We start from the raw sequence: 17,167 nt of genomic DNA, 5'->3' as shown, positions 1-17,167 counted from the left end.
CGGAACATTTGGGAAGTGGTGGTTATTTTTTGTATGGAACCGAGAAAATAACCCAAAACGGTTGCTGATATAAAAATTTTAGTGAATTTGATGTATTTAGCGAGTATTTTCTAAATATCTAAATTTTTACATTTTATAAAAGCTGTCCTCGCACCATTTCTGCCACTGAAACAGACTTTTTCGCCCTTGATTTTTGACCTTTTTTACCGCCGATATTTTCAATACCATCACATTGCGGATATTTGGTACAGCCATAAAAAGCTCCGTTCTTACCTGTCCGTTTTGCCATCGGTGAACCACATTTCGGGCATTTTTTGATTTCAATCTTGCCCATTTTCATCCCCTGTTGCAGAGCTCGTTGCATTAACTGACGAATAAATGCCTCTTGTTTTTGCATAAAATCAGACAACGTGAGCTTCCCTTCCGCAATCTGATTAAGGGCTTGCTCCCAGAGAGCGGTTAAACCAGGATCTTTAAGTAAATCAGGCAGGCTATCAATCAAGGCATTTGCCTCAGCGGTGGCTAAAAGAGATTTCCCTTTTTTATGAATGAAGCCTTTATCAATCAAACCTTGAATTAGCCCTGCCCGTGTCGCTTCCGTACCCAATCCCTCGGTTTCTCGTAGCCGCTTCTTTAATTCTTCATTTGTTACAAAACGAGCTGCATTCACCATCGCCGCTAACAGGGTTCCTTCCGTATAGTGAGCTGGTGGTGAGGTTTTCATTGATTTAATCTCAGACTGTGTCACGTTGCAGACTTGGTTTGGTACAAGTTTAGGTAATCCTTGTTTGTTGCCATCTTCTTTATCTGCGGTATTACCAAAGAGTATTTTCCAACCCGAAGCGACAACCACGTTACCTTTGGCAATCAGAGAGTGTCCTGCACTGGTTAATTGCACAACCGTTTTATCGGCTTCAAAATGTGGTAAGAATTGAGCCAAATAACGGCGGCGAATTAAATCATACACCTTATGTTCGGCTTCATTTAATTTGCTCAAATCGGCTTTACCTGTCGCTGGAATAATACCGTGGTGAGCGGTAATCTTTTTGTCATTCCACGCCCGTGATTTTTGTTGCAAATTTAATCGAGGGGTGAGTTTCTGCAAGGCGGGATCGGCTTTGATGAGATTTTGAATGATGAGCGGAACATCGGCGAACTGACTTTCTGGTAGGTAGCCACAATCGGTACGAGGGTAGGTTGTCATTTTGTGCGTCTCATAAAGTGATTGAGCAATGTCCAAAACTTGTTGAGCCCCAAACCCAAACAAGCGGTTACATTCTGATTGTAAATCGCTCAATGCAAATAATAACGGCGGACTTTCTTTCTCTCGCTTGGTTTCGACATTGACGACTGTTGCTTGACGAGCTTGCTGGATTTGTTGCTGAGCAGCTTGCACCACTCTCATATCAAGACATAATCCGTCTTCATCACAAAATTTTTCAGGTACTTGATACTGGGCTAAAAAGGTTTCGGCTTGTGCCGTGTGTAATTGCACAGTAAGCCCAAAATGGGATTTGGGGACAAAACTGGCAATTTCTCGATCACGATTGACGACCATTGCTAACGTGGGGCTTTGCACTCGCCCGACACTTAATGCCTTACCTGTGTAGCCCTGTTGTTGGGCAAGCAGGGTAAAGAGTCGAGAGAAATTCATTCCAATCAACCAGTCAGAACGACTACGGGCAACTGCTGCATAATAGAGAGGCAACGTTTCGTGGCTGGCTTTTAATGTATTGAGGGCTTTGCGTACACTTGCTTCATCAAGAGCAGAGAGCCATAAACGCTGGATATTGCCACGGTAATTCGCCAAGTCGAGTAATTCTCTTGCAATCATTTCCCCCTCACGATCTGCATCGGTTGAAATAATCACATTGGAGGCTTTTTTGATGAGTCCCATTACCACGTTATACTGTTTTTTAGACTCTTTTTTGGCAGAAAGTCGCCACTGTTTTGGAAGAATCGGCAAGGTTTCAAATGCCCACTGTTTGAGTGCAGGATCGTATTCTTCGGGTGAGAATTGCTCAACCAAATGCCCAAATCCCCAAGTCACTATCACGCTTTTATCAGAGGTGGCAAGAAAGCCATCTCCTTTTTGGGTTGCCCCTAACACATTGGCAATATCTCGCCCTTGGGACGGTTTTTCACATAAATAGAGTTTCATCGTATTGTTCCTAAAAAAATGGCACCGCTACGGTGCCGATGTCTCAAAAACCAAAGGTTATATATTCATTATTCTTAATTTATGGTTTTAATATCCCATAAAGAAAATACAAATAAAATGAAAATCTATATATTCGGTAAAATTAATTTAAAATAAAAAGCACCTTAAATTAGGTGCTTGTACAGAGGTTATTTTAATTATCAAAATGGAATATCATCATCCGTAAAGCTGTGCTGTGGCACGGGTTGGTTCGGGGCTGTTGTTGCGGTTTGTGCTGGAACAGATGACGTGTCGTTGTCTGGTCGTCTATCTAACATTTGCAATTCTTCGCCGATAATTTCGGTCGTATAGCGGTCTTGTCCCGTTTGTGGATCTTGCCACTTATTAGTACGCAAATAGCCTCGAATATAGACTTTGGAACCTTTACGAAGATACTTGCCTGCAACTTCGGCAAGAGCTCGAAATAATATGATACGATGCCATTCCGTAGTTTCTTTTTTCTCACCCGATTTTTTATCTGTCCATTGTCGAGATGTTGCCACGCTAAGAACAGCAATAGCTTCACCGCTCGGCATTGTACGCATTTCAGGATCATTGCCTAAGTTTCCAATAATGATTACTTGATTTACACCAGCCATTTATTTACTCCTAGTATGTTGTTAGCTTGGCATTATTAAATACGATTTGGCACAAGAAGAAAGCAGATAATTGAACTTACAGAATGGATAGAATGTGAGAGAAAGAGTATAAATGGTGAGCTACTTATTTTGCCACGCAAGCTCAACGTGGTATATTGGTGTTACCACACAACCAATATAGGATTCAAAAAATGAACATTGATACTAATATCACTTTCAGAGATGCTTTATTCTTAGCTGTACACTTAGTAGATAAGGAAAATATTAACAAGATGTATAATAAAACACCAGATGATAAAGATAGAGATGTTGAGACTACTAATTATCAATTAGCGTTTGAATTATTTGATATAGCGATAGAAATATACAAAGAATCCATTAGACGTAGCACTGCGAAGTAAATAAGCATTTCCAGTTTGTATTATCTATCTTTTCTGAAAGTTGATTATTAGATTGTATCTCAATCATTTTATTTAGGATTTCATAGGCAAAATTCTCTTCTATTGACATACGAGGCTTTCTATATAAACGTTCATATTCAATAGAATGCTCAATAAGAATATTGCCATCAACTTCGATATTAAAAGAAATTTTTACTTTGGGCATAACATTCTTCCTTTTTCTCGTCAAAGGTAAGGGGCTTGTCCCCTTACCTTTAAAAAGCCTTTTATTACAGGGTTTTCAAGTATCGCTATTTACAGGGAAAACCAGTACGATTTTACAGGTATTTCAAGTAAGCTGATTAACTTGTTCAATTTTGGCTTTACACTCTCTTAGCTGTTTAATAATGGTATGCAAAATAGACACTTGCATATTTAACAAAATACGTTCTTTTTCCACTTGGCATAATGCATTTTTTACCTCCTGTGGTGTTACCTCATCTTGCATAACCTCTTGTAAAGCGTTGAATCCACTTTTTCTCGTTTTCACGTTACGCAACCGTAAAAAACTCGGACCTAAATTGCCCGAATGATCTCTCACGAGCAATACGGGTAAGTGTCTTATCAATGAGTCGCTAATTTCTTTCATCATTGCAGGTTGCAACGCCACAAATCCCTGACGCATCTCACTTACTTGTTGCAATAATCGCTCATACTCCTCTGGGCTGTCCATCGGGCTAAATAAGTTCCGCACAATCCCCATCAGATTGTGTTTCTGCGTCAAATTTTTGTAGGTATCCTCAGGGATCAATCTTGTTTCAACCATTGACTATACATCCTCATTTTCTGCCCCAGAAATTACATTGTCTTCCTCTGCCACATCAAATCCATTACGAATGATTGGGGCAAATTCTGCACGTTTTTTACCGCTCAACACATCAGCAGGGATCTTCACTTTGAAGCGTTTTACCGCTTCTTGATAGCGAGCATTATTTTCTTGCACATCTTGACGAGTAACGCCTGAATGACGGTAATTTTCGATGACTCCGAAGCATTTACGCAAATAACCTGCACCAGCATCTAACCATTCATACGCCTGCGATCGGGTCATCAAAGCGATGTGGCTTGCGGTCATTACCGAACGAGCGAGCGTATCGAAGTCAGAGAGCAAGTAGATCAACTTGTACCCTAATTGAGAATTGACATAGATCGGGTAGGTGATCGGCGACACATTGACACAGCGTTCAATATCAATGTTATCGGGTAGTTGGCTGGCATAAATTTCAACCAGTTTAGAAATCATCTCCTTCATTTCCTGCCCATATTGCAGCACTTTTTCTTCGAACTGAATCAGATACCAATCCGCAAAAGGATCGTCATTTGCCGCATCTTTTTGAATCTGGGACAGAATATGCAGACAGCTCGGCATACTCATAATTTGAGCTTTCACAATCTCTTTCCCCTCTCGTACCGCAGGGCGACCGAGCCAAAGGCGGGAAGCGTATTGAGAGTGTAGGGTGAGGGTAATATTACTGCGTAATGCACCAAGTTCTTGGTTTTGGTTTAATTCTGTTGTCATAAATAACTCCTGCGTATAAAAAATAGAATAAGTGATGCCATTTTTTAACCACACGGCATCAATGTGGTATACTGAAACCCTTTTTTATTTGAACAAAACAAAAAGAGGAGTTTCAGTATGACTGAGAAAGAACCTTTAACATTAAAAGAAGCACTTGATTTAGCCCAATCACTTGTTCCCGTTGATGAAATTCGCTGTGAGCAATATGAAGCAACTCGTGATGCTCTTATCACTGCCTTATTTGATTATGCTAAACATATTCAAAAAGAATATGAGTCGCATTCAAATAGGATTAGTCATCCTAGCCATAAGATCCTAAATCCTTTACCAGCTACTCCTTCTATTACAAAGGAAAAGCGACAAGCATATGTCGATCAAATGATGAAAGCTCTTAGAAGCTAAGCCTGTTAAAGCACCTGTTACCAGCAGGTGTTTTTTCTTTCCCAAAGAATATGTATTGTATTAATCATCTTCGTCTGTAAATGACACATCCAAATTTGCATAACGTTCATTAAAGCAATTAATGAATTGAAAAACTTCACAAGCTGTTCGGCAATGTTGCTCAATAGACTGCTTTTGGGTTTGCTCAATCGAAGAAAGTACAGCCTCTTTTAAATGGCAAATATCGTATTCAAATAAGCAAGGTTGTTCATTTACATCATTTTCAGAGCGATTAAGACGGTTAATATATTTAAATACGTGGCAAGCACTATGTACACGTCTTGCCAATTGTTCGCTCTTCGTACTATTTTCAATGGCTCGTACAATAGATCTTTTCAGTAGGCAAATATCCATTTCAGATAAATGGTTTTGTTTAGTTAAAGTTTCATTCATTTAAATATCCTTGGTTGATTTTTGCTCACTGTTGCCACTGGCACCACTGTCTATTTCCTAACCACTTCCGCTGTGGGCGTGGTTGTTGATTGATTTTTGTTCACTGTTTACAGTGTAAACACTGTCTATTTCCTAACCAAATGCACCATTTGGGCAAGAAAATTTTGTCGAGCTTGCTTATTTACGCCATTTGTCTGCGGCGTGGTTTGTACCAACCGACTTGATAATTTGGGCTGATTGACTGCTGAGCCTGTATCGGTTTGCTGAGCTTTGCTTTGCATATAGGGCTTAAAGTTGCCTGATTTAGCTCGTTGAATGACGCTAAACAGATACCCCGCAGGCTTGCGAATTTCCTGTGTCGCCAGCCGTTCTTGCACCTCAAACAGCACCGCTTGTCGAGTTTCAGTATCCAATGTTTGCAGAGCAACGCTGATTTGTTGCATTTCAATCTGACTTAACTTCAATCCTTTCAAGGTGGTTAAATCAAGATTATCCAGTACAGTACTTGTACTTTTTATATGATCAGTACTAGTACTGTACTGAGCAGAGTTCCATTTCGGAACTGAGCCTAAAATCAAGGACTTATCGCCATTCTGCGAACTGAGTTCCCTATTGGAACTCGGTAAATCGTTCATTTTTTGACTGAGTTCCTGATGATTTTGACTAAGTTCCTTATTGGAACTTAGTAACTTTTGCTCCGTTTTCGCCATCGCCTTGGCTAAATTTTCCGATAAACTGACCGCTTGTGCGGCAGTCGGCAGAGCCGATTTCGACTGCTGGTAACGTTGGCGAATAACCTCAATATGCGAGACATAATGCCAAAGTTGAGCCTCTGGGCGTAAGATGTCATCAATAATGGCTGTGGCAACATCTTGCACCAGCGGATCTTGATGACGAGCCGATTTTTCCAGTAGGCGTAAATAATCATCGTTAAGTTGAATGCAGTCGCTCAAACTAAGCGGTTCGTCATTCATCACATATACATTACCTAGAACCTGTCCACGTTCGTTTCTGACGGTTTCACACAAGGTGAGCCAACGGGTCAACCGTAGCAGAAGTAGCGTTTGACTGACGACTTTGCGAGAGAGTAACTTGCCTTGAAAGGCACGATCCGATAGCCAAAGAGCCAATTCGTTGTAGCTCGGAAAAACCGAACCCTGAAATTGATGGGCATTCAGCTTAATCATTTGCCACGCCGTCTTTGCTCGTGGCGTTAAATAGGGATCGGTCAATAACCGTAACGGTACGGTTTCGTGCCGATTACCGACAAAAAGCAGACCTTGAAACGTACTTTTCTCTTCGTTTGGAAACTGTTTGGCTTTTTCTCTTAATTTCGTCTTGGCGATTTCCGCCTGCATCGCTATACTTTGCTCATTCATCTGACAGACCTCAAAAAGAAGATGGATATTTTTTTATTTAATGTGCCTCTTTATTCCACTGTGAAACCAACCGAGCCACTTCCGTCAAACTGACCTGTGATTCTTCGGCGATAAACATCAGTAATTCCAGACCTTCCTTGGTGGTTTCAACATCATATTCGAGGCTGGCACTATGTGTTTTCCAGAGTTCCCAAACTTTGATTTCTTCATCCTCCGAGGCATTTTTCTTTCTGCCCATTGATTCGTGAATACCAAGCAATTTTCGCCGTGCAGAAACTTCGGCTGAACTCCAAGCGAATCGTTTATGTAACATTTCAGATGACGCCCCAAGATGCAGTGCACGATCAATCATATTGCGTTCAAGCGTGTTTGCACGGGCAAGTTCAATCAGCTTCCACAAAGCATTATGATTGACGTGGATGCTGGCAAAAGAGGTGGCACTTTCACAAATATCTTGGATTTCACGGGTAGAAAGTGCGGCAATATCGGCTAATTCGGTTTCATCAAATCCCAGTTGGAGGCAGTAGCCAATTTCGCCTTTGCGAATGTGATTGAGTAACTCGGATATGATTGCTTGATTAAGGGTCGCATTGATCATTGTATTTCTCCTGTACGAGCTTGGCTGTGGATATAACGCACCAAGCGAATAAGACGGAAAAGGCGAACGAGTAGCAGATCAGAGAGTAACGGTTCTGCATCGGCTGAACCTAGTAACAAGCTACTGTCAAGAGAAGCAACCGCTGCGGACGATTGATCTGTTTCTGCCGTGGCTAACAGTGAAAGGGTAGAATGCACAAACTGGATAGTGAGTGTGGCATCAACATCCAGAGCGTTCACTTTGAAACCGTAATCTACGGGATCAGTAATAACGTGTTCAATTAAATGCCCGATGCCAACTTCTTCGGCAATATCTAAGGCAAGTGAGTAGGCTTCCATTTTGTGCTTACGAGCAGGGTGAATTTTCCAAATGTTGGTCACACCCTGTTTACCGACATTGGCAAATTCTAAGCCGTTAATCACCGCTTCCTCTTGGCGTTGAGCCTCAGGGTTCACCCCTGGTTGTAGCCCTAAATCGCCAAAATGTTGGGTAATGGCAGCGGTCAAATCGTCTTCTTCTGGGGCAGCCAAAGAAAAAGATGGCAATGTATGTACATCATCAGTATCTGCTGCATCAATGCTATCTACCTCATTTTCTGTGTCCGTGTCCTGTGGCAAAGACGATGAAGCTGAAACTGGGGCTGCATCAATCACATCTTCCGCAGGGACATTTTCTGACTTAGCAGGCTTTGTTTTAGGTTCTGCGGTTTTGGCTTGTTGTTGCTCATTGAGTTCCTGCACCCGAGCCTCACTTTCCATTGCTCGCTGAGCCAACTCACTTTCTTTTTCCATCAAGCGTTGCCGTTTCCGTTCTTCGAGGCTGATTTCTAGCTTCAATGTCTCATAGCCGACCTGGTAGCTAAATGCCTCAGAGATTTGAGTAATCAGCTGATCTTGAAAATCGGCGATGACAAAGTTTTCAGGGACTTCATCAAAAGAGGAAAGCGTATGCATCCATACTTCATCGAAGCTTTGTGCTGTGTCGATTTCAAGCTGGTACTTGTCCCACGAAGCATTGGCATTGCGATGAATTGCCAGTAATTTTTCGATCTGATGTTTTCCTAAACCACCAAGTAATATATTAGGGATATGAGGGTACAGATAAGTTAAGCATTGCTCCATTCGAGCAATAATCTGATTTGAAATTGGATACCCATCTTCCCCCAATTTTTCTGACAATCGGCGATGAGAGAATTTTTCTACATATTTTTCCTCATAAATGGCTTTTACCCGCTGAATGCCGAGGGCTTTCTCAATAAAAGAAAGCTCACCTCGCATATCATTTTCAGCAAGGTGTCCGATCAACATATTGAGTTCAGCGGTGGTATCGTTCTCTCCTCCTTGCCATGGCTTGAATACGCACTCAATCGACCAAAATCGAGGATCTTGGGTTTCCTTAAAGAGTTCATTCAAGGCTTGCAAGCGGGTATTTCCGCCGTCAGCGATGGTGTAAAAATCTTCCCCTGGACGTTGGGTTACGTTCGGGGCGTGATCTAAACCACGAGCCTTGATTGAAGCTTTAATTTCCTCATAAGCAGGATTCTTCGTCTTCCGAGGGTTGCCCTCGTACGGACGAAGTTTATCCAAAGTAACTACCACAAGCTGTTTCTGCGTACTACTTGCCATCATTGGTGCCATTTGATGATAGCTTGGTGAATGGTTTTTTATCGCAGGCTCTGTCAACTTCGCCAGCATATCTTGCTTACGAGCATCTTTATTTTTGCTGTTAATTAAAGGGTTATGTAGTGCCATTATGCTGATCCTAATTTTTCGTACTCGTCATCAGGGATGTTGGCAAATAAGCCAAATTCCCCTCTAAATTGCGTTAATATCGTGCCTGTTGGTCCGTTCCGCTGCTTACCGATAAGGATTTCAGCAATGCCTGGTAAATCTGTATTTTGGTGGTAAACCTCATCTCGGTAGATGAACAGCAGCAAGTCGGCATCTTGTTCCAGTGAGCCTGAATCCCGTAAATCGGACGGCATCGGACGCTTATCTGAACGCAGTTCCAAATTTCGATTAAGCTGTGAAAGGGCGATTACGGGGCAATTCATCTCTTTGGCAAGGGATTTCAGCGAACGCGAAATTTCAGCAATTTCCAAGTTGCGGTTACTGCTATTTTTCTGCTCAGGCACGCTCATCAGTTGCAGATAATCCACAATAATGACGGACGGTTCGCCATATTTTCGGGCGTTTCGTCTGGCACGAATGCGTAATGACTGAGGGGACAGATAGCTACTGTCGTCAATCAGCAAGCGGTTGTTCCAGTGGCTATGGATGTAGTTAAAGGCTTCGGAAAATCTCGCCCAATCCTCATCGCTCATTTCAGTAGGCTGGCGAATTTTGTTGATCGCCACCTGAGAACGCATCGACAGAAAGCGTTGCAAAATCTGATCCGCAGGCATTTCCAAGCTGTAATATTGGATAGGTTTGTCGGGTTGGCTTTCTAAGGCACTTTCGGCGAACGTCAGCGAGAGAGCGGTTTTCCCCATTGAGGGGCGAGCCGCTAAAATGATCAACTCGCCGTTTTGAGCCCCAGAGGTAGCACGATCTAGCCGTTCAATGCCAAATGCTGTGCCTGTGGTCGCCTTATTTTGCTCACAACTGCTGTTCATCTGCTGTATGACCTGAGCCAATACATCAGGTAATGAAACGATACTTTCTTGTTGCTGGTGATTGAAGGCGAGATCGGTCAGACGGCGTTCCGTGTGTTCTAACAAGGTGTCTAGTGATGTCTGGGAATTGACCTTCACCGCCTCAGTGCGTAAGTGCTGCCCCAGAGCAAACAACTCACGGGCTTGGCTGTCTCGGCGGACGATTTCCGCATAAGTAGCGATATTCGCCACACTTGGGGTGTTTTGGGATAATTCTGCTAAATAAGCCAGCCCACCGACTTCTTCCAAAATCGCTTTTTCCGCTAATTTCCGCTCTAAGGTCAATAAATCCACGGGCGAATTTGCCTCACACATTGCCTGAATGGTCGAGAAAATTTGCTGGTGAGCGTGAACGTAAAAATTTGATGGAGCCAGAATTTGGCTGACTTCGTCCCACTTTTCGTTATCAAGGAGCAAACCGCCTAACACGGCTTGCTCAGCTTCAATCGAGTAGTGGGTATTTATTGGCTGTGATTGCGTTTGATGTGCCATAAATTCCCCCTACTTAACCTTGAAATTTATCAGCCCATTGAGGAAAGAGCATCGAGCAAAGCAAGCGGATATTTTCCGCCTCTTTTTCACTATGACGATGCACAGGCAACGCACGACTTGCCGCTTCACGGTAGGCAACACGGTCGGGGATTTCAAAATTGAGCAAATCAATATGCTCATTATCGAGATCAGCAAAAATGTTGTAGAGCGTTTGCACCACTTCGTGGGCATCTTTGGTGCGGTCTAGGCAGTTGATCACTGCTTTTAACGGCGGTAATGCAATGCCGTATTGAGTAAAAATGTTGAGGTTTTCATAGAGGTTGAGCGTGCCACGCACAAATTCACGAGCGGATACCAGCTCAGGTTTGATCGGCGAAATGACCAAATCACTGGCAAGCACAGCCATATCCACGGTAATACCTCGGGTACCACGCGTATCAATGATGATGAGATCATAACCCTGAATTTTCTTGATAAGCCCATTAAATTTCAACACACCACCTGGCAGACTATTTAAGTCAGTAGTTAAGCGGTCGAGGGGATCGTTGGACTGGATAATGTCCAAATGCTCAAATTCAGTTTGGGAAATGAGTTGCTCAATCGGTAGGTCAGGACGAGCAAATAACTCGTAAATACCATAAGGCGATTGATGTTTAAGGTGGTAATAAGATGAAAGGGTAGGTTGTGTGTCTGTATCAATCATCAAGGTGTGAATACCGTGATCGGCACAAAACGCCCCGATATTCGCCACGTTGGTTGATTTGGTTACGCCACCTTTGGTGGACATTACAGTAACGATGAATGGTTTTTGAGATGTAACTTGCATAAGAAATCCTCTTAAAAAGAAAAAAATTAAGAGTTCCTAGCTAGAAGCAAGTTAAATATCAGATGAAATAAAGGATTTGGAGCGGGAAACGAGGCTCGAACTCGCGACCCCGACCTTGGCAAGGTCGTGCTCTACCAACTGAGCTATTCCCGCATCAAAGTGGTAAGTTTTGATGTGGTGCCCGAGGCCAGACTTGAACTGGCACGCCTCGAAAGGCGAGGGATTTTAAATCCCTTGCGTCTACCGATTCCGCCACTCGGGCAAATGGAGCGGGAAACGAGGCTCGAACTCGCGACCCCGACCTTGGCAAGGTCGTGCTCTACCAACTGAGCTATTCCCGCAAAAAACGCTACAAGAATAAGTAGCGTTGATGAGGGCGTATTTTAGGGATTTTTTTTGCCTTGTCAAATGAAAATAGCATTGAAAGTATTAGTTGTCGAATTTTTCATCTTTTAAATGGCGATCAGAAAAAATATAGAGCAATTTTTGCTCGGTAAATACTAGCACGGTTCTTGCCCTTTCCCACACAGGGATTTGTGCTTGTTGGTAAAGTTTTTTGATGTCCTCCCTTTGTGGGGTCTGGTAACGTTCTACTTTTCCAGAATGATAGAGTTTGATCGTTAGCTCACTTTGTTGTAACTCAGTCGGTAAATTCAAGCGGGTAGTTTGTCCATTTTTTTTGAAAGATAGGGTGGTTTGCAAATGGTTTAATTGCCCAAGATTATCGGGCAATGTTAACGATTGATGCGGTTTGAGTGTCGCTACGAAATGCTTAAAATCGTGTAGTGTAGGCGTTAAAAAAATCCGCTGCTGATAACGCCTTAGCCAAATTTTTCCCAGTTGCAGTTGAGGGTTTTTATCCTGTTTTGCTGAAATTAGCTGTTCGAGGATCTGTTGTAGTTGGGCAGTGGTTGGCATTGGGATTTGGTGGCGTGTGAGCCAGAGTCGAATTAGTTGCTTTTGTTTGGCGTGAGAAAAGTACGGAAATTCGGCGATATTGAGGGATTTGCGTTGAACATCGGCGAACTTGTTGAGTTCTTCCGCTAAAAGTTCTTCCAGCAGGGTTTGCTGTTCGGCACAATGTTGAGCGGAACGGGCGATCATCTGGTTGAAATGTTGCCAGCGTTGATTGAGGGCGGGCAAAATTTCATTTCGCAGGAAATTGCGGTCAAAATCGTTGATCTGGTTACTTTCGTCTTGGATATAGAGAAGATCTTGCTGTTTGGCATAGTTGATTAAATCTGCTTTGGAAATGCCTAGCAACGGGCGGAACAGGGTTAAATTTTGGCGATAACTGACCGCTTGCATTGCCGATAGCCCTTTCACGCCGCTACCTCTTTTGAGGGCGAGCAGAAAGGTTTCTGCCTGATCGTCTAAATGGTGGGCAGTAACTAAAATTTCATCGGCTTGGATCTGTTCGCCCAACGCCTGATAACGCGCCTCGCGGGCATTGCCCTCTACGCCCTTTTCCCCCTGCACTTTCACTTTTCGCACCACACAAGGGATTTGCCAACGCTGGCAGAGAGCGTGGCAAAAATCCGCCCAACTGTCCGCATTGGGGCTAAGCCCGTGATGAATGTGGATTGCTCGCACTTCAACATTGAGCTGGCGAAACAGATGCAACAGCACCACCGAATCCACCCCACCGCTTAGCCCAATCACAAAATGGGCGTGGGGGAAGTGCTGTTCAATTTGGGTTTGAAGATAGGTGCGTAAGTTGATCATTGCCGTGTGATTTTGCCAAAATTAGGGCGGAATAATGCCTTGTTTCTCGCTTTTTTGCAATCAAGGGGCTTGCCCTTGTAAGCGTTGCAACAGCCGATCCATTGCCCGATAGCCTAACGCTTCGGCCAAATGGGGTTGTTCGATCTGCTTTTGTTCGGCGAGGTCGGCAATGGTGCGAGCGACTTTCAAAATGCGATGATAGGCTCGCACCGAAAGCCCTAACTGGGTCAAAGCATTTTCCAGAAAAAGGGCATTTTGCGGCGACAAAGCACAATCTCGCTCAATCTCTTTGCTGGAAAGGTGGGCGTTGATTTTGCCCGCACGGTTGAGCTGAATTTCCCTCGCTTTTATCACTCTTTGTCGTAGCTGATCCGAACTTTCCCCCTGTTGTGCCTGACGCTGTTGCAACGCCCCTTTGGGCAGTAGTGGCACTTCAATTGAGAGATCAAACCGATCCAAAAACGGCCCTGACAAGCGGTTTAAATATCGCATAATTTGCTGGGGCGAGGTGCGATTGTGCGAGCCTTGATAATGCCCCGTGGGGCTAGGATTCATCGCTGCAATCAGTTGAAAACGGGCGGGAAAATAAACTTTGGCGTTTGCCCGTGAAATCACAATTTCCCCTGCTTCAAGGGGCTGACGCAGGGCATCTAGCACCTTTCGCTCAAATTCGGGCAGTTCGTCTAAAAACAGCACGCCATTGTGGGCGAGGGATATTTCCCCTGGTTTGGGAATTGTGCCGCCGCCCACCAATGCCACCATTGAGGCACTATGATGAGGGGAACGAAACGGGCGTTTTTTCCAGTTGTGGAAATTCAATTCATTCTGCACAAGGCTGGTAATTGAGGCGGTTTCAATCGCTTCCTCATCGCTCATTTCAGGTAGCAAGTCGGGCAAACGGCTTGCCAGCATTGTTTTGCCCGTGCCTGGTGGGCCGAGAAAAAGCAGGTTGTGCTGTCCGCTGGCGGCGATCAGTAAAGCCCGTTTGGCGTGCTGTTGTCCAATAATATCGGTCATATCACGGCTTGCAAGGGGTAGGATTTCTTCATTTTTCGGTAGTTGTTGAGCAATCGGCAGTTGCTCGCGTTTATTGAGAAAATTGACTACTTGCAACAACGAGCTGGCACAAAAGGTTTCGCAGTTTGAAACGAGGGAAGCCTCGTTACGATTTTGGCTGGCGATAATCATCTGTCGTTTGGCGTGCTGAGCGGAAATAATCGCAGGAATTACGCCGTGCACCCCTCGCAAAAAGCCCGTGAGAGCAAGTTCCCCCACAAATTCAAAGCGTTTTAATAGATCGGAATCGATCTGCCCCGAGGCGGCTAAGATCCCAATCGCAATCGGTAGATCAAACCGCCCACCCTCTTTGGGCAGATCGGCAGGGGCGAGGTTGATCGTAATCCTGCGAGCAGGAAAAATAAAATTGGCATTGATTAACGCACTTCGCACCCGATCTTGTGCCTCTTTCACGGTTTTTTCGGGCAAGCCCACCAGCGTTAAACCTGGGCTACCATTACTCAAATGCACCTCAATAGTTACCAACGGGGCTTGCACCCCGATTGACGCTCGACTAAAAACCACCGCTAACGACATTTTCACCCCCTTAAATTCGGCGAGATCCTAAGCAAAAACCGACCGCTTGCGTAGCGGAAAATTTCAATTAGTCGATCCACATCACAAAAATCGTGGTTTTGAGTGTTCATTTGGGCGGAAATTGACTATCATCACGCCATTTTGTGAAGAAGTTGAGGGCGAAATGAATCAGCAAGATGTGATCGTGGTTGGCGGTGGAATGGTGGGGGCAGCAACGGCGTTGGGGCTTGCCAAATTAGGCTTGAAAGTGGCGTTGTTGGAAAAAAATCCGCTGCCGACTTTTTCCGCCGAACAGCCCTATGATTTACGCATTTCGGCGATTAGTGTTGCGTCCGTTGCCTTACTTGAAAAATTAGGGGCGTGGAATTGGATTGAGAGCCAACGGGCTTGCCCCTATGATGGGTTAGAAACTTGGGAAATTGACGGCTTTAAAACCGCCTTTCACGCCAGCGATTTGGGGCGGGATAAACTCGGTTTTATGGTGGAAAATAATCTGATCCAACTTGCTTTATGGCGAGAATTGCAAGGCGAACCAAACTGCGTGCAAGCGGTGGGATTTTCAGAAATTTCCGCCGAACGAGTCGAGCAACAATGGCGGATTTGCGTTGATCAGCAAACTTATTCCGCCCCTTTGCTGATTGCAGCGGACGGGGCAAATTCCCAAGTGCGACAATGGGCGGGGATTGGGCTAACCAGTTGGCAATATCGCCAGCATTGCCTGCTCGCCACCGTCAAAACCGCTCAACCGCAGCAGAGCGTAACTTGGCAACAGTTTTTCCCTTCTGGGCCCCGTGCCTTTTTGCCATTGCAGGGCAATAATGGTTGCGTGGTTTGGTATGATTCGCCCCAACGGATCGCCCAATTAAAACAGCTTTCGCCGAGCCAACTTTCTGCGGAAATCATCAAACATTTTCCACCGTTGTTGGGGGATATTGAGGTGCAGCAGCAGGGCAGTTTTCCCCTCACGCGTCAGCACGCCCAACATTATGTCAAAAATGGCGTGGTGTTGGTGGGCGATGCGGCTCACACGATCAACCCCCTCGCAGGGCAGGGGGTGAATTTGGGCTTTAAAGATGTGAAAGTGTTACTCGATGTGATCGAACAAGCGGTCGGAAAAGGCAAAAATTTTGCCGATGAACAGATTTTGCTCGGCTACGAACGACAACGCAAGCCCGATAATTTGCTAATGCAAACGGGAATGGACGTGTTTTACAAGGCGTTCAAAACCGATCTGCTTCCCCTCAAAATTGCTCGAAATTTAGGCTTGCTGGTGGCGGAAAAGGTTTCGCCGATCAAGAAACACGCATTAAAGTACGCAGTTGGGCTATAATGGCGGAAAATTTTTGATAAAAAAACGAATGAAACGACCGCTTGCAATTTTTTTAATGGGTCCCACTGCCTCGGGCAAAACGGATTTGGCGATTGCTCTTCGCCAAACCTTGCCCGTTGAGGTGATTAGCGTAGATTCCGCCCTGATTTATCGAGGAATGGACATCGGCACGGCGAAACCTAGCCCTGCCGAACTCGCCCTTGCCCCTCACCGTCTGATTGATATTCTCGACCCGTCTGAAAGCTATTCGGCGATGAATTTCCGTGAAGATGCCCTGCGTGAAATGGCGGAAATTACCGCCCAAGGCAAAATTCCGCTGTTGGTGGGCGGCACAATGCTTTATTACAAAGCCTTGCTAGACGGGCTTTCGCCCCTGCCCTCGGCGGATACGGAAATCCGTGCCGAAATTGAACTCAAAGCGGAACAGATCGGCTGGGCGGGACTACATCAAGAATTATTGAAAATCGACCCCCTTGCAGGGCAACGGATCAACCCGAACGATAGCCAACGGATTAACCGTGCGTTGGAAGTGTTCTACATTTCGGGCAAAACAATGACGGAACTGACCGCCCAACAGGGGGAAACCTTGCCTTACGATCTGTTGCAGTTTGCGATTGCCCCGCAAGAGCGAGCGGTGCTACATCAACGGATCGAACAACGTTTTCAGAAAATGATCGCCCAAGGTTTTCAGCAAGAGGTGGAACGCCTTTATCAACGGGGCGATTTACACATTGATTTGCCCTCAATCCGCTGCGTTGGCTACCGCCAAATGTGGGAATTTTTGCAGGGCGAAATTTCCCTTGATGAAGCGATTTATAAGGGCATTTGTGCCACTCGCCAGCTCGCCAAACGCCAAATCACTTGGTTGCGAGGTTGGCAGAGTGAGTTGATTTGGCTGGATAGCCTCGACCCAGCGGGGGCGAAAGCGACCGTGCTAAACGAATGGCAAAAATACCATTCCGCTAATTGAAAAAAGGAA

At 44.7% G+C, this 17,167-nt stretch carries 16 protein-coding genes and 3 tRNA genes; 4 read left to right on the top strand and 15 right to left on the bottom strand.

Translation table 11 applies throughout. The features are described from left to right. Positions 1-133: 133 nt before the first annotated feature. Both B0187_RS00765 and ssb read right to left on the bottom strand, forming a co-directional pair. Positions 134-2,161, bottom strand: a complete 2,028-nt coding sequence (locus tag B0187_RS00765; RefSeq protein ID WP_078235826.1) for a DNA topoisomerase III — start codon at positions 2,159-2,161, stop codon at positions 134-136. Between the two features lie 200 nt (positions 2,162-2,361). Then, positions 2,362-2,799 carry a single-stranded DNA-binding protein gene (ssb, locus tag B0187_RS00760; protein WP_078235824.1) on the bottom strand — a complete coding sequence of 146 codons (438 nt, stop codon included), beginning with the start codon at positions 2,797-2,799 and terminating at the stop codon, positions 2,362-2,364. Between the two features lie 191 nt (positions 2,800-2,990). On the opposite strand from ssb, the gene B0187_RS00755 reads away from it, so the two are divergent. Next, a complete protein-coding gene (locus B0187_RS00755; protein WP_078235822.1) occupies positions 2,991-3,200 on the top strand; it encodes a hypothetical protein in 210 nt (69 codons plus the stop codon). A 328-nt stretch (positions 3,201-3,528) separates the two neighbouring features. On the opposite strand, the gene B0187_RS00745 is transcribed toward B0187_RS00755, so the two are convergent. Both B0187_RS00745 and B0187_RS00740 read right to left on the bottom strand, forming a co-directional pair. Further along, positions 3,529-4,005 carry a DUF3158 family protein gene (locus B0187_RS00745; protein WP_078235818.1) on the bottom strand — a complete coding sequence of 159 codons (477 nt, stop codon included), beginning with the start codon at positions 4,003-4,005 and terminating at the stop codon, positions 3,529-3,531. Between the two features lie 3 nt (positions 4,006-4,008). Continuing rightward, positions 4,009-4,758, bottom strand: a complete 750-nt coding sequence (locus B0187_RS00740; RefSeq protein WP_078235816.1) for a PFL_4669 family integrating conjugative element protein — start codon at positions 4,756-4,758, stop codon at positions 4,009-4,011. Positions 4,759-4,875: 117 nt separating this feature from the next. Between B0187_RS00740 and B0187_RS00735 the strand changes: the two genes are divergently transcribed. After that, complete coding sequence (locus tag B0187_RS00735) at positions 4,876-5,160, top strand: hypothetical protein (protein WP_078235813.1); 285 nt, start codon at positions 4,876-4,878, stop codon at positions 5,158-5,160. Between the two features lie 60 nt (positions 5,161-5,220). Here B0187_RS00735 and B0187_RS00730 read toward each other — a convergent pair whose 3' ends face one another. From B0187_RS00730 to B0187_RS00680, 11 genes are all read right to left on the bottom strand, one after another. Beyond that, positions 5,221-5,592: a hypothetical protein gene (locus B0187_RS00730; RefSeq protein ID WP_078235811.1), complete on the bottom strand. Its 372-nt coding sequence runs from the start codon at positions 5,590-5,592 to the stop codon at positions 5,221-5,223. Positions 5,593-5,717: 125 nt separating this feature from the next. Then, on the bottom strand, positions 5,718-6,971 hold the full coding sequence (locus B0187_RS10315) for an STY4528 family pathogenicity island replication protein (RefSeq protein WP_211272693.1): 1,254 nt from the start codon (positions 6,969-6,971) through the stop codon (positions 5,718-5,720). A 37-nt stretch (positions 6,972-7,008) separates the two neighbouring features. Continuing rightward, positions 7,009-7,569 carry a DUF2857 domain-containing protein gene (locus tag B0187_RS00720; protein WP_078235810.1) on the bottom strand — a complete coding sequence of 187 codons (561 nt, stop codon included), beginning with the start codon at positions 7,567-7,569 and terminating at the stop codon, positions 7,009-7,011. Beyond that, complete coding sequence (locus B0187_RS00715; protein WP_078235808.1) at positions 7,566-9,320, bottom strand: ParB family protein; 1,755 nt, start codon at positions 9,318-9,320, stop codon at positions 7,566-7,568. Before B0187_RS00715 ends, B0187_RS00720 begins: the two co-directional genes overlap by 4 nt. Next, positions 9,320-10,714: a replicative DNA helicase gene (gene dnaB, locus B0187_RS00710; RefSeq protein WP_078235805.1), complete on the bottom strand. Its 1,395-nt coding sequence runs from the start codon at positions 10,712-10,714 to the stop codon at positions 9,320-9,322. Before dnaB ends, B0187_RS00715 begins: the two co-directional genes overlap by 1 nt. Before the next feature lie 13 nt (positions 10,715-10,727). Then, positions 10,728-11,540: a ParA family protein gene (locus B0187_RS00705; protein ID WP_078235803.1), complete on the bottom strand. Its 813-nt coding sequence runs from the start codon at positions 11,538-11,540 to the stop codon at positions 10,728-10,730. Positions 11,541-11,617: 77 nt separating this feature from the next. After that, positions 11,618-11,693: transfer RNA gene (locus tag B0187_RS00700), tRNA-Gly, on the bottom strand. Between the two features lie 22 nt (positions 11,694-11,715). After that, a tRNA-Leu gene (locus B0187_RS00695) sits at positions 11,716-11,802 on the bottom strand. A 3-nt stretch (positions 11,803-11,805) separates the two neighbouring features. After that, positions 11,806-11,881, bottom strand: a tRNA-Gly gene (locus B0187_RS00690). An 88-nt stretch (positions 11,882-11,969) separates the two neighbouring features. Next, positions 11,970-13,265, bottom strand: coding sequence for a tRNA lysidine(34) synthetase TilS (tilS, locus tag B0187_RS00685; RefSeq protein WP_078235800.1), 1,296 nt, complete (start codon positions 13,263-13,265; stop codon positions 11,970-11,972). Between the two features lie 60 nt (positions 13,266-13,325). After that, positions 13,326-14,858, bottom strand: a complete 1,533-nt coding sequence (locus B0187_RS00680) for a YifB family Mg chelatase-like AAA ATPase (protein ID WP_078235798.1) — start codon at positions 14,856-14,858, stop codon at positions 13,326-13,328. Positions 14,859-15,021: 163 nt separating this feature from the next. Between B0187_RS00680 and B0187_RS00675 the strand changes: the two genes are divergently transcribed. Then, positions 15,022-16,188, top strand: coding sequence for an FAD-dependent oxidoreductase (locus B0187_RS00675; protein WP_078235795.1), 1,167 nt, complete (start codon positions 15,022-15,024; stop codon positions 16,186-16,188). A gap of 28 nt (positions 16,189-16,216) precedes the next feature. After that, on the top strand, positions 16,217-17,158 hold the full coding sequence (gene miaA, locus B0187_RS00670; RefSeq protein ID WP_078235793.1) for a tRNA (adenosine(37)-N6)-dimethylallyltransferase MiaA: 942 nt from the start codon (positions 16,217-16,219) through the stop codon (positions 17,156-17,158). Positions 17,159-17,167: the final 9 nt, after the last annotated feature.

The sequence above is a fragment of the Haemophilus paracuniculus genome (genome assembly GCF_002015115.1).
Classification (GTDB): Bacteria; Pseudomonadota; Gammaproteobacteria; order Enterobacterales; family Pasteurellaceae; genus Haemophilus_E; species Haemophilus_E paracuniculus.
This window is presented reverse-complemented; position numbering and strand designations above follow the sequence as displayed.

Coding starts and splice junctions, on each gene's coding strand:
- B0187_RS00745 (WP_078235818.1), bottom strand. CDS start 4,005: ATGGTTGAAACAAGATTGATCCCTGAGGATACCTACAAAAATTTGACG.
- miaA (WP_078235793.1), top strand. CDS start 16,217: ATGAAACGACCGCTTGCAATTTTTTTAATGGGTCCCACTGCCTCGGGC.
- ssb (WP_078235824.1), bottom strand. CDS start 2,799: ATGGCTGGTGTAAATCAAGTAATCATTATTGGAAACTTAGGCAATGAT.
- B0187_RS00765 (WP_078235826.1), bottom strand. CDS start 2,161: ATGAAACTCTATTTATGTGAAAAACCGTCCCAAGGGCGAGATATTGCC.
- B0187_RS00735 (WP_078235813.1), top strand. CDS start 4,876: ATGACTGAGAAAGAACCTTTAACATTAAAAGAAGCACTTGATTTAGCC.
- B0187_RS00715 (WP_078235808.1), bottom strand. CDS start 9,320: ATGGCACTACATAACCCTTTAATTAACAGCAAAAATAAAGATGCTCGT.
- B0187_RS00730 (WP_078235811.1), bottom strand. CDS start 5,592: ATGAATGAAACTTTAACTAAACAAAACCATTTATCTGAAATGGATATT.
- B0187_RS00675 (WP_078235795.1), top strand. CDS start 15,022: ATGAATCAGCAAGATGTGATCGTGGTTGGCGGTGGAATGGTGGGGGCA.
- B0187_RS10315 (WP_211272693.1), bottom strand. CDS start 6,971: ATGAATGAGCAAAGTATAGCGATGCAGGCGGAAATCGCCAAGACGAAA.
- B0187_RS00680 (WP_078235798.1), bottom strand. CDS start 14,858: ATGTCGTTAGCGGTGGTTTTTAGTCGAGCGTCAATCGGGGTGCAAGCC.
- tilS (WP_078235800.1), bottom strand. CDS start 13,265: ATGATCAACTTACGCACCTATCTTCAAACCCAAATTGAACAGCACTTC.
- B0187_RS00740 (WP_078235816.1), bottom strand. CDS start 4,758: ATGACAACAGAATTAAACCAAAACCAAGAACTTGGTGCATTACGCAGT.
- dnaB (WP_078235805.1), bottom strand. CDS start 10,714: ATGGCACATCAAACGCAATCACAGCCAATAAATACCCACTACTCGATT.
- B0187_RS00705 (WP_078235803.1), bottom strand. CDS start 11,540: ATGCAAGTTACATCTCAAAAACCATTCATCGTTACTGTAATGTCCACC.
- B0187_RS00755 (WP_078235822.1), top strand. CDS start 2,991: ATGAACATTGATACTAATATCACTTTCAGAGATGCTTTATTCTTAGCT.
- B0187_RS00720 (WP_078235810.1), bottom strand. CDS start 7,569: ATGATCAATGCGACCCTTAATCAAGCAATCATATCCGAGTTACTCAAT.